Genomic DNA, 12,248 nt, shown 5'->3' on the forward strand with positions numbered 1-12,248 from the left:
GCGGCAACGTCAGGATGTAAAAAAGAGTGGAGAATCATGCCTTATCCGCAGATAAGGCATAAAAGGATCAGCGAGTAGCCGCTTTCAGGCTGCTGACGAAGGCTGTGAGTTTCGCCAGCATCTCTTCTGGCTGAGCATGGTGCTGCTCAATGATTTTCACAATGGCTGAACCCGATATCGCGCCCGCCGCGCCTGCCGCGATAGCCTCTTTCACCTGCGCAGGTTCCGAAATGCCGAATCCCTGTAGCGGCGGGGCGGCATGGTACTCGCCTAGCTTGTTGATCAGGTGTTGCAGCGGCAGGCTGCTGGCGCGTTTCTCTGCGCCCGTCACGCCTGCGCGCGACAGCAGGTAGGTATAGCCCCGGCCGTGTGAGGCGATCTCGCGCAGCAGATCGTCGCTGGCGTTGGGCGGACAGATAAAGATCGGCGCAATGCCGTGGCGAAGCGCCGCCTGACGGAAGGGCGCCGACTCCTCAACCGGCACATCCGCGACCAGCACCGAATCGACGCCCGCTTCGGCACAGCGCGCATAGAAGGCGTCAATGCCGTTGGCGAAGACCAGGTTAGCGTACATCAGCAGACCAACCGGCAGCTCCGGATAGTTGCGTCGCACGGTGGCGAGGATCTCAAAGCACTGCGCGGTGGTGGTGCCGGCGGCAAAGGCGCGCAGGGTCGCGTTCTGGATAGTCGGGCCGTCCGCCAGCGGATCGGAGAAAGGAATGCCCAGCTCCAGCGCATCCGCGCCGCCCGCGACCAGCGCGTCAATAATTTTCAGCGACAGGTCCGGCGTCGGATCGCCCAGCGTTACGAACGGAACGAACGCGCCTTCTTTGCGGGCCTGTAAACGCGTAAACAGCTGTTGATAACGCTCCATCAGATTTCTCCCTGCGCAGTCAGAATATCGTGAACGGTAAAGATGTCTTTGTCGCCGCGCCCTGACAGATTAACCACCAGCAGCTGCTCTTTTTCCGGGTTTTCGCGGATCATCTTCAGCGCATGGGCGAGGGCGTGAGAGGACTCCAGCGCCGGAATAATGCCTTCCGCGCGGCACAGGGTTTTAAACGCCGCCAGCGCTTCGTTATCGGTGATTGAGACATATTCGGCGCGGCCCGTGCTGTTAAGGTGGGCGTGCTGCGGGCCGACGGACGGGAAATCCAGTCCGGCAGAGATGGAGTAAGACTCTTCGATCTGCCCCTCTTCGGTCTGCATCATCGGCGCTTTCATGCCGAAATAGATGCCTACGCGGCCATGCTTCAGCGGCGCGCCGTGTTCGCCGGTTTCAATACCGTGTCCGGCAGGCTCCACGCCAATCAGCCCGACGCTCTCTTCGTTGATAAAATCGGCAAACATGCCGATAGCGTTGGAGCCGCCGCCCACGCAGGCGATCACCGCATCCGGCAGACGTCCCTCTTTTTCCAGAATCTGCGCTTTGGTCTCTTCGCCGATCATGCGCTGAAATTCACGCACAATGGTCGGAAAGGGATGCGGGCCAGCTGCGGTGCCCAGCATATAGTGCGCGGTTTCATAGCTGCCGGACCAGTCGCGCAGCGCCTCATTACAGGCGTCTTTTAAGGTGGCGGAGCCGCTGTGTACCGGAATCACCTCCGCGCCCATCAGACGCATACGGAATACGTTAGGCGACTGGCGCTCGACGTCTTTAGCGCCCATATAGATGCGGCACTTCATGCCCAGAAGCGCGCACGCCAGCGCCGAGGCGACGCCATGCTGGCCAGCGCCGGTTTCTGCAATGATTTCGTTTTTGCCCATGCGTTTTGCCAGCAGCGCCTGACCCAGCACCTGGTTAGTTTTGTGCGCGCCGCCATGCAGCAGATCTTCGCGCTTCAGGTAAAGGCGGGTTTTGGTGCCTTTGGTCAGGTTGCTGCACAGCGTCAGCGCGGTAGGACGTCCCGCATAGTTTTTCAGCAGATCGGTAAACTCCGCCTGGAAAGCCGGATCTTTCTGCGCGTCGACAAAGGCCGCTTCCAGCTGGCTCAGCGCGGGCATCAGGATCTGCGGCACATACATGCCGCCAAAGTCGCCAAAATAGGGATTCAGTAAAGTCATGGTTTCATCTTCCTTACAGGCCCGCCGCAGCGGACCAGACAATCAGTAGGCGCGCAGCGTACGGAACACCGCCGCGATTTTGCTGGCATCTTTAATGCCGGGTGCGCTTTCAACGCCGGAGTTGAAATCGAGACCGGCACAGCCGAGGCGCGCGGCTTCCACACAGTTGTCCGCGCTCAGGCCGCCTGCCAGCAGCACATTGCTTAAATCCCGATCGTGCAGCAGCGACCAGTCAAAGCGCTCGCCGCTGCCGCCGTTGCCATTGTCAAACACGTAGCGGTCGACATGCGGCCAGTCGCGTTCAGGCAGCGAGGTTTTAATGCTCAGCGCTTTCCAGATCGCCACGTCGGCGGGCAGGGCGTCACGCAGCGCAGCCACATAGCCCCGATCTTCATCGCCGTGTAGCTGGACGGCGGCAAGATCAAGCTGCGTCGCGGTGGTGACAACGTCACTTATTGCGGCGTTGCGGAATACTCCGACGTAGCGGAGCGGCGCGCCGGCCATCACCTTCCGCGCCTGAGCCGCATCGATACGGCGCGGCGAACCGTCCGCAAAAATCAGACCGCCATAAAGCGCGCCGGCCTCAAAGGCGGCGCGCGCATCTTCCGCGCGCGTTAATCCACATACTTTGTTGTCGCCCAGCAGCACACGACGCACTGCGGCAGCCAGATCCTGCTCTTCCATCAGCGCGGAGCCAATCAGAAAACCATTCGCGAAGTGGCTCAGCTCACGCACCTGCGCATAGTTATGGATACCGGATTCGCTGATCACCGTGACGCCGTGCGACAGGCGAGGCGCCAGCTGTCGCGTGCGGTTAAGGTCGATCGACATATCGCGCAGATCGCGGTTGTTAATGCCGACCACCTTTGCTTCCAGCGCGATAGCGCGCTCCAGCTCCGCTTCGTTGCTGACTTCAGTCAGGACGCCCATCTTCAGGCTGTGCGCGACGGCGGCCAGCTGGCGATACTGTTCATCATCCAGCACCGACAACATCAGCAGGATGGCGTCGGCCTGATAGTGGCGCGCCAGGTAAATCTGGTAGGGATCGATAATAAAGTCTTTGCACAGCACCGGCTGCGTCAGCGCCGCGCTGACAATCGGCAGAAAATCGAAGCTGCCCTGGAAATATTTCTCATCGGTAAGCACCGACACGGCAGACGCATAGTGACGATAGATGCCTGCGATGGCGGCCGGATCAAAATCTTCGCGGATCAAGCCTTTAGAAGGCGACGCCTTTTTGCACTCAAGGATAAACACGGTGCGCGCGCCCTGCAGCGCATGATAAAAGTTACGGCCAGCCGGCTGTACCGCATCCTGAAAAGTGGTCAGCGGCTGCTGCGCTTTGCGCGCCTCCACCCACTGCGCTTTATCCTGAACAATTTTTTCTAAAATCGTACCTTGCATGGTTATCCTCTTGCTGCCAGAGCGACAACGCGCTCGTAGGCTTGTCCGCTGCGGATGGCCTGGAGCGCACGCTGCGCGTTTTCACGCAAATCTTCATGACCAAAGACTTTCAATAACATCGCCACGTTAACGGCGACGGCTTCCTCATGGGCCTGCTGGCCATTACCCTGAAGTAAACGCGTTAGAATGTCACGGTTTTCTTCCGGCGTGCCGCCTGCCAGCGCCTCTTTGGGATGGAAGCCGAAACCAAAGTCTTCCGGCGTCAGCTGGTAGCGGGTAATTTCACCCTCGCGCAGCTCGGCGACATGGGTTTCGCTGTGTAGCGCCACCTCATCCATGCCGCCGCCGTGCACCACCGCTGCGCGCTGATAGCCCAGCACTTTCAACGTCTGGGCGATCGGCAGCACCAGTTCCGGGCTATAGACGCCGATCACCGCCAGCGGCGGTCGCGCCGGATTGATTAACGGGCCGAGCACATTGAACAGGGTGCGGGTTTTCAGCTGCTGGCGAACCGGCATCGCGTGGCGGAAACCGGTGTGATACTGCGGCGCAAACAGGAAGCAGACGTTCAGGTCATCGAGCGCCGCGCGGGCCTGCTCAGCAGGCATATCCAGATTGATGCCGAACGCGGCCAGCAGATCGGACGATCCGGATTTGCTGGACACGCTGCGGTTGCCGTGTTTCGCCACTTTCAGCCCGCAGGTAGCGGCGACAAAGGCGCTGGCTGTCGAGATATTAATGCTGTTGCTGCCGTCGCCGCCGGTGCCGACGATGTCGGCAAAGGCGTAGCCGGGCCGCGGAAACGGCTTAGCGTCTTCCAGCAGCGCGCTGGCGGCGCCTGCGATCTCCTGTGGCGATTCGCCTCGCACCTTCATGGCGATCAGCGCGGCGGCAAGCTGGGTAGGCTCCAGCTGACCGGTAATGATAGCGCTAAACAGCTGGTGGCTTTCGCCCTGGGTCAGCGTCTGCGCCTGATAAAGTTTTTCCAGAATGGCATGCATAATCATTCTCCCTGTGATGTCGCCAGCGCCCAGGCCAGCGTCTGCTCCAGCAGACGAGCGCCCTGAGTGGTCAGGATGGATTCAGGATGGAACTGGAAGCCACAGACGCGATCGGCATCGTGCCGCACCGCCATGACCATACCGTTAAAGCTGGCATTCACCGTGAGTTCGGTGGGCGTGTTGCTGCCCACCAGCGAGTGATAGCGCGCCACCGGCAGCGGGTTGCTCAGTCCGGCAAACATCGCTTCTCCGTCATGATTAACAGCCGAGGCTTTGCCGTGCAGGATTTCGCCCGCCTGACCAACGTGGCCGCCGTAGGCCTCGACAATCGCCTGGTGACCCAGACAGATGCCGATAATCGGCAATCGTCCGCGCAGGGTTCGCAGCAGCTCAGGCATGCAGCCCGCGTCTTTCGGCGCGCCAGGACCCGGCGAGAGCATCAGCACCGGGTTCTCCATGCGCTGAAGACGTTCAATTAGCAGCGAGGCTGGCACGTTATTGCGGTAAATCACCACGTTATGGCCGAAGGCGCGCAGCTGATCCACGAGGTTATAGGTAAAGGAGTCGATGTTATCGAGCAGCAGGATATCGGCCATCAGAAAATCTCCTTGCAATGATGGGCGGTGGCGATAGCACGCAGCACCGCGCGCGCTTTGTTGCGGCTTTCGTCTGCTTCGGCCTGCGGGTTAGAGTCGAGCACGACGCCGGCGCCAGCCTGAACGGTGGCGATGCCATCTTCCACCCAGGCTGAGCGGATAACGATACAGGTGTCGAGGTCGCCGTGCGCGGTGAAGTAACCGACCGCGCCGCCGTAGCTGCCGCGCCGCGTACCTTCCGCAGCTGCAATCAGCTGCATCGCGCGCACCTTTGGCGCGCCGCTCAGTGTGCCCATATTCATACAGGCGCGGTAGGCGTGCAGGACGTCCAGATCGCTGCGCAGCGTGCCGACTACGCGCGATACCAGATGCATCACGAATGAGTAGCGGTCCACCTTCGTCAGGTCGGCAACGTAGCGGCTGCCGGGAACGCAGATGCGCGCCAGATCGTTGCGCGCCAGGTCCACCAGCATCAGGTGCTCGGCCAGCTCTTTGTGGTCGGTGCGCATCTCCAGCTCAATGCGGCTGTCGAGATCGCGGTCCAGCGAACCGTCGGCGTGACGGCCGCGCGGGCGCGTTCCGGCAATGGGATAGATTTCAATCTGGCGCGAGGTGGCGTCATATTTCAGCGAGCTTTCCGGCGACGCGCCGAACAGCGCGAAATCCTGATCCTGCATAAAGAACATGTAAGGGCTGGGATTGCTGTTTTTCAGCGTGTCATAGGCCGCAAGCGGCGACGGGCAAGGCAGCGAGAAGCGGCGTGACGGCACGACCTGGAAAATCTCGCCCATGCGAATCGCTTCCTGCATCTGGCGCACGGTATCGCAATAGGCCTCATCGCTCTGGTTGACGCTGAGCGTCATCTGATCAAGGGTCTGCACCGGCAGCGCAGGGGCAGGCTGGAGCATCTGGCCGTGCAGCTGTTCAATGCGGCTTTGCAGACGCTGAAACTCGCTGGTGGACGGGCAGAACAGGCTGGCCTGAAGGGTGGCGCTGCGCGTCTGATGATCCAGCACCAGCAGCGTTTCCGCCAGGTAGAAGCAGTAATCCGGGCAGCGCTGCTCGTTTTCCAGCGCAGGTAAATCTTCAAATCCCGCCACCAGATCGTAGGCGAACAGGCCGCCCATCAGCACGGCTTCGCGCGCATCAGCGGGTGAGTTAACCAGCTGCGGGATCAGACGCAGCGCGTCAAATACCGACAGCGCCTGGAGACGGGAATCTTCATCCTGCACCGCATCCGCCGAGGGGAAGTGCAGCTCGCGGCCATCCGGACGCGCCTCGATTCTGACGGTGGCGGGCAGCGCCGCGTCCAGCAGCGGCAGCAGCGCGCGGCCATTCTCGGACAGTGCCTGCACCGTCACGCAGGCGCCCAGCGCGCTGACGCGCAGCGCGCTGTCGACGATCAACAGGCTTTTCAGATTGCGTTTACTGTCGATGTCCGCCGACTCAAGCAGCAGGGTAGCCGGGCGTGCGCCGCATAACTGATGAAACACTGCGGCCGGATCTTCGCGATAGGGCGCGGTGCCGGTAATCAACTTCACTGTAGGTTTCGCATTTGGCATGGTGGATTCTCTGAAATTCGCCTAAAAAAAAGCCCGCTTCTAAGCGGGCCGGGTCTCTGCACAGCGTTACGCAAGCGGTGCTCGACATTGCCCGTATCGGGAAACATCGCGCCACCAGCCAGCAGAAAGCATAGAAATCATCGCCATGAGGAGTTACCCGTTTAGTTGTGAACTTGTGTACTAGTTAACTGGTTCATGGCGTAAAAGTCAATACGCTTTTTCACCGGCGCGTAAAATCGTTATCATGCTGGCCGCTTCATCATGCAGCAGGAGTAACACTTGAACGACATTGCCCGATTCCCACTTTATGATTTACACAGCCATACGCGCGCTTCAGACGGACTGCTGACGCCGGAGGCGCTGGCAGAGCGCGCCGTGAGTATGCGTGTGGGCGTGCTGGCGATCACCGATCACGACAGCGTCGCGGGCGTAGAGGCGGCGCAGCGCGCTGTCACAGAGCAGGCGCTGCCGCTAAAGGTGCTGGCAGGCGTTGAAGCCTCCACGCTGTGGGAAAATCATGAAATCCATATTGTCGGGCTGAATATCGATATTCATCATCCGGCCATGTCCGGCTTTCTGGCCGGACAGCACCGCTGCCGTCAGGAGCGCGCAGAACTGATCGCCGAGCGGCTGGATAAGGCGCGCATTCCCGGCGCGCTGGCGGGCGCTGTCCGACTGGCGGACGGGGGCGTCATTACCCGCGGTCACTTTGCGCGCTTTTTAGTGGAGCAGGGCAAAGCTGACACCATCGCGCAGGTTTTTAAAAACTATCTGGCGCGCGGCAAAACCGGCTATGTTCCTCCGCAATGGTGTACAATTGAACAAGCTATTGATGCTATTCACCATTCTGGCGGCTGTGCGGTGCTGGCGCATCCCGCCCGGTACGGCCTGTCGGCAAAATGGCTGAAGCGGCTTATCGCCCATTTCCGCGAAGCAGGCGGCGATGCGATGGAAGTAGCACAGTGCCAGCAGGCACCCAATGAACGGACGCAGCTGGCGCAGTACGCGCGCGATCATCATCTGGCTGCTTCACAAGGTTCCGATTTTCATCAACCCTGTCCGTGGATCGAACTGGGCCGTAAACTCTGGCTTCCCGCCGGCGTAGAGCCTGTGTGGGAGCGTTTTCCCGCCCTGGCGCCCGGCGGCTTCGACGCAGACAGGTGATACGAGGTTTTTATGAGTCAACTGTTCCACATTCATCCTGACAATCCGCAGCCGCGCCTGATCTCTCAGGCCGTCGATTATCTGAATAAAGGCGGGGTAATTGTTTACCCTACTGATTCAGGCTATGCGCTTGGCTGCCGTCTGGAAGAGAAAAACGCGCTGGAGCGCATCTGCCGCATCCGTCAGCTGGACGGCAACCATAACTTCACGCTGATGTGTCGCGATCTGTCCGAGATCTCGAACTATTCGCAGGTGGATAACAGCGCCTTTCGGCTGTTGAAAAATAACACGCCGGGCAGCTATACCTTTATTCTGAAGGCGACCAAAGAAGTGCCGCGTCGCCTGATGAACGATAAGCGGAAAACCATTGGATTGCGCGTGCCGTCGAACCCGATTGCGTTGGCCTTGCTGGAAGCGCTCAACGAACCAATGATGTCAACCTCGCTGATCCTGCCGGGCAATGACTTTACCGAATCGGACCCTGAGGATATTCAGCACAGCATTGGCAAACAGGTCGATTTAATCATCGACGGCGGCACGCTGGGGCAGCAGCCGACCACGGTGGTCGATCTCACCAGCGATGCCCCTGTGATTGCGCGCGAAGGGTCAGGCGATACCCGACCTTTTCTTTAACCGCCAGGTCAGGCGCCGGTCCTGGGGGCCTGACCAATATTCTGCTGTAGCCAGCTCTGGAAATCGGAATAAGGAATATAGAGAGAGACATCCTTTAAGACGATTTTGCCACTGCGGTTACTTTTAATTTCATCGCTGAAACCGACAATAACGCCGCCTAGCGTATTGTCCGCATTATAAACCGCGCCGCCTGACATGCCTTTTACCACGCCCGCATTTGACGCCATCGCCATACAGGGTTTTTTATTCCAGCTGTTGCGAATAGCGGTGCGCGCTAAATTCGTCCCGGAAGACTCAACCGGCATGGCGGAAATAAAACTGTAGCCATACATTCTTACCGGATCGCCAACGCCGCTGCTGCGAAATTTCGCCAGCGTGGCGGCGTCATTTTTATGGTAAATAATCGCCAGATCGCAATAGGGGTGATAAGCCTTCACGCGCTGTACGGCAAATTTTGCGACGTGCGCCGCCGTCAGGCTGTATTCAGGGGTAATCGGAATGCTGCTGCCCAGCGTGCCGAGGCCGAGGATCGTCGGAATGCCAGTGAAACTCATGTCCACGTGTTGCATTGCCGTACGGCTGTACTCGGTATGGCCCACAGAACAACCGCTCAGGGCCAGCGCAGCAAAGGCTGGCCACAAGAACTGTTTTCTCATGGTGTTAATCTTCATACTGGCATGTCGGAAAATCCCTGGTGAAGACTTTTGACATGCAATTTCAGACTCTTCAGTGAGCCGTATTAACGCTGCATTCCCGAAGCGCCGGTTTATTTTTTAAGAAAATCGCAAATATTTGGTTGGAATATTGTTAATAGCTTTCAATAAACGAGAAATTAAGATTAATAATGCGAAAGTTATTTTCTTGCATTTCTGGCTCTGATTTTACACATCCGCGTGCTGATAACAATGGATTAAGATTAATCCTAATGAAAAAAGTGGCTTTATAGGGTGTTAATTCAACCTGTAGTCATAAAAATGCTTTAAAGAGGGCCTGGCTTTTGCATTAAGCTGCAATTAGCGTATTTTTTAGCATTAAATGCTGCATCAATCAGCTTTGCCAGTTCTGAAAAGCCGTATTTTATCCGTCAAAACTTAATGTTTTTTTAATAATCACGCCGCTCTTATCAATCTCCCGCATTACGAATATATAAGCCCTGTGAACCTGAAAAAATAAAAGCTCATAAACGTCAGCGAGTTGACGCCTTATGCATTATCAAGGCGTCGTTGCGTCCATTGATAATTGCCGCCAGCGCGAGACGGCAATTACCAGAAAAAATGGACTGGTCAGATCAACGCTGTTGCCAGCGGTGAAACTCCGCGCCGCGACGCGCCGGAGCCGTTTCCGGCAAACGCGCCAGGCCCACCAGGGAAATAACACCTAATACGCCGACATAGAGCGCCAGACCGTACCAGTGTCCCTCTGTCAGCTGCAAAATTTTCACCGCAGCCAGGCCAAGAATACCGCTGCCGATCAACGAGCCAATTTGCCAGATCACCGCAATGCCGCTACAGCGTATATGTGTCGGGAAGAGTTCGGGAAACCATGAGGCCTGCGGGGCGTAACACATACTGTGGCCCAGCGTCAGCGCGACGATCATGGCAATCTGCGTCAGCCAGTAGCTGTTCTGTTGCAGGGCAAGAAAAAAGGGCACGATCGACAGCACAATAAGCAGGGCGCCCGTCAGATAGACGGGCTTACGACCAACGCGATCGGAAAGCGCGCCCATTAACGGAATGGCGAAGATTTCCAGAATCACGGCAACGATCATGCTCTCCATTAAAATATTACTGTCGAGCTGATTAGCTTTACCCCAGGCCAGAATAATGACCGTAAACAGAGCGAAGGCGCAGGCCTCGATTAACTTCGCGGCTACGCCGTTCATGACTAATCCCGGATGTGCCTGAATCACCTCTTTTAAAGGGCGCGACTCAGCGGCTTTGGTAGCGCGGATCTCGGCAAATACCGGCGACTCGTCAATGCGCAGGCGGATGAACAGCCCGACGACCACCAGCAGAGCGCTAAGCAGGAAGGGCACGCGCCAGCCCCAGCTCATCATCTGATCCGCTGTCAGAAAAGCATTCAGTATGGCGAACAGCGCCAGCGGCAGCAAAAAGCCGGTTGGCGCGCCTATCTGTACCCAACTGGCGTAAAATCCGCGTCGGGCGGGCTGAGCATATTCTGCCGTCATCAGCACCGCGCCAGCCTGTTCGCCGCCGACGCCAAACCCTTGCAGCAGGCGAATGGCTATCAGCGCGACCGGCGCCCAGATGCCAATGGTGGCGTAGGTCGGCAGTAAGCCGATGCAAAATGTCCCCAGGCCCACAATCAGGATAGTTGCCACCAGCGCCTTTTTACGTCCGACCTTGTCGCCGATATGGCCGAAAATAATTCCGCCAACCGGCCGGGCGAGAAAGCCGACGGCGTAAGTGGCAAACGCCGCCAGCGTACTCACCAGCGGGTTATCGCTGGGAAAAAAGAGATGACCAAAAAACAGCACTGCCGCCGTTCCATAGGCGAAAAAGTCATAGTATTCCGCTGCGGTGCCAATAGCCGATGCGCTGGCGACGCGGCGGATGACCTGCGTTTTCTCCTTTGCGCTTGTGGTCATTGAGGATGATTGGGTAGTTGCCGTAGTCATAGCCTGGTCCGGTTGAGTAGGGGTCTCTACCATACAAGTCAACACGGCATGTTGTTGCGAATATGATCACATTTGCGGGATAAGTAGCCTGAGATGTAAACAGGCTTCACAAATGTTATTCTTAACGATCTTGTTATGCTGGCGACCAACCGCTGACACCCTGATAAAGCAGGTTACAAATCAGTGAATTAACGGTATAATGAGCGGAACATCATAACTTAAGTTATTGATTTTTAATAAAATTAACCCAAATGACGCCTGGGAAGGCGACAGTGAGGCCGCTATGAGCGAAAAGTTACAAAAAGTCCTGGCCCGCGCAGGCCACGGTTCCCGCCGTGAGATCGAAGCGAAAATCGCTGCCGGTCGCGTCAGCGTCGATGGCAAACTTGCCACTCTCGGCGACCGCATTGAGAATGACAAATCCCTGAAAATCCGCATCGACGGCCATCTGGTTTCTATCGCTGAATCCGCGACGGAAGTGTGCCGCGTGCTGGCCTATTACAAACCAGAAGGCGAACTCTGCACCCGCAGCGATCCCGAAGGTCGTCCAACGGTATTCGATCGTCTGCCGCGTCTGCGCGGTTCGCGCTGGATTGCGGTAGGACGTCTTGACGTCAACACCTGCGGCCTGCTGCTGTTTACCACCGATGGTGAACTGGCGAACCGCCTGATGCATCCAAGCCGTGAAGTAGAGCGCGAATATGCCGTGCGCGTTTTCGGCCAGGTGGATGACGAAAAGATCCGTCAGCTGAGTAAAGGCGTGCAGCTTGAGGATGGCCCGGCGGCGTTTAAGACGCTGCGTTTCGCTGGCGGCGAAGGGGTAAACCAGTGGTACAACGTGACCCTGACCGAGGGGCGCAACCGTGAAGTGCGTCGCCTGTGGGAAGCGGTCGGCGTGCAGGTCAGCCGCCTGATGCGCGTGCGCTACGGCGACATCAACCTGCCGAAGGGGTTACCGCGCGGCGGCTGGATGGAAATGGATCTGGCGGCGGTTAACTATCTGCGTTCGCTGGTGGGCATGGATGACGAAACCGTCACTAAGCTGGCGGTCGAAAAAGATCGTCGTCGCACCAAGGCGAATCAAATCCGTCGTGCGGTGAAGCGCCACACGCAGGTTAGCGGCAGCAGCCGACGCAGCGGCGGCGGCAAGCGCAGCTCATAATCAACGCAGCCTTCGGGCTGCGTT

At 58.0% G+C, this 12,248-nt stretch carries 9 protein-coding genes, 1 pseudogene and 1 other annotated feature; of the genes and pseudogenes, 3 read left to right on the forward strand and 7 right to left on the reverse strand.

Translation table 11 applies throughout. The annotated features are described in order from the left end of the window. Nucleotides 1–67: 67 nt before the first annotated feature. The 5 genes and pseudogenes from trpA to BBB56_RS07290 all read right to left on the reverse strand — a co-directional run bounded on the left by trpA (nt 68) and on the right by BBB56_RS07290 (nt 6,627). The gene (gene trpA / locus BBB56_RS07265; RefSeq protein WP_123800227.1) at nt 68–874 is read right to left on the reverse strand and encodes a tryptophan synthase subunit alpha; all 807 of its coding nucleotides are present in this window, start codon (nt 872–874) and stop codon (nt 68–70) included. Further along, nucleotides 874–2,064 (reverse strand): tryptophan synthase subunit beta, encoded by a 1,191-nt coding sequence (gene trpB / locus BBB56_RS07270; protein WP_123800229.1) that lies wholly within the window; start codon nt 2,062–2,064, stop codon nt 874–876. The genes trpA and trpB overlap by 1 nt, the downstream gene beginning before the upstream one ends. A 42-nt stretch (nt 2,065–2,106) precedes the next feature. Then, on the reverse strand, nt 2,107–3,468 hold the full coding sequence (gene trpCF / locus BBB56_RS07275) for a bifunctional indole-3-glycerol-phosphate synthase TrpC/phosphoribosylanthranilate isomerase TrpF (protein WP_123800231.1): 1,362 nt from the start codon (nt 3,466–3,468) through the stop codon (nt 2,107–2,109). 2 nt (nt 3,469–3,470) lie between these two features. Further along, nucleotides 3,471–5,065, reverse strand: a pseudogene (gene trpD, locus BBB56_RS23720) (bifunctional anthranilate synthase glutamate amidotransferase component TrpG/anthranilate phosphoribosyltransferase TrpD). Beyond that, complete coding sequence (locus tag BBB56_RS07290) at nt 5,065–6,627, reverse strand: anthranilate synthase component 1 (protein WP_123800236.1); 1,563 nt, start codon at nt 6,625–6,627, stop codon at nt 5,065–5,067. The pseudogene trpD and the gene BBB56_RS07290 overlap by 1 nt, the downstream one beginning before the upstream one ends. Before the next feature lie 23 nt (nt 6,628–6,650). Continuing rightward, nucleotides 6,651–6,750: a sequence feature (Trp leader region), on the reverse strand. A 156-nt stretch (nt 6,751–6,906) separates the two neighbouring features. Between BBB56_RS07290 and rnm the strand changes: the two genes are divergently transcribed. Continuing rightward, nucleotides 6,907–7,791, forward strand: a complete 885-nt coding sequence (gene rnm, locus BBB56_RS07295) for an RNase RNM (protein WP_123800238.1) — start codon at nt 6,907–6,909, stop codon at nt 7,789–7,791. Nucleotides 7,792–7,803: 12 nt separating this feature from the next. Then, the gene (locus BBB56_RS07300; RefSeq protein WP_123800240.1) at nt 7,804–8,424 is read left to right on the forward strand and encodes an L-threonylcarbamoyladenylate synthase; all 621 of its coding nucleotides are present in this window, start codon (nt 7,804–7,806) and stop codon (nt 8,422–8,424) included. Nucleotides 8,425–8,432: 8 nt separating this feature from the next. On the opposite strand, the gene BBB56_RS07305 is transcribed toward BBB56_RS07300, so the two are convergent. Together BBB56_RS07305 and BBB56_RS07310 are read right to left on the reverse strand one after the other, a co-directional pair. Then, nucleotides 8,433–9,080, reverse strand: a complete 648-nt coding sequence (locus BBB56_RS07305) for a S1 family serine peptidase (protein ID WP_199756209.1) — start codon at nt 9,078–9,080, stop codon at nt 8,433–8,435. Between the two features lie 632 nt (nt 9,081–9,712). After that, on the reverse strand, nt 9,713–11,032 hold the full coding sequence (locus BBB56_RS07310) for an MFS transporter (RefSeq protein WP_123800363.1): 1,320 nt from the start codon (nt 11,030–11,032) through the stop codon (nt 9,713–9,715). Between the two features lie 313 nt (nt 11,033–11,345). Here BBB56_RS07310 and rluB point away from each other — a divergent pair, with 313 nt between their 5' ends. After that, nucleotides 11,346–12,224, forward strand: coding sequence for a 23S rRNA pseudouridine(2605) synthase RluB (gene rluB / locus BBB56_RS07315; protein ID WP_123800244.1), 879 nt, complete (start codon nt 11,346–11,348; stop codon nt 12,222–12,224). Nucleotides 12,225–12,248 lie beyond the last annotated feature (24 nt).

Origin of the sequence: Candidatus Pantoea deserta, assembly GCF_003813865.1 — a bacterium.
In the GTDB taxonomy this organism is placed as follows: Bacteria; Pseudomonadota; Gammaproteobacteria; order Enterobacterales; family Enterobacteriaceae; genus Pantoea; species Pantoea deserta.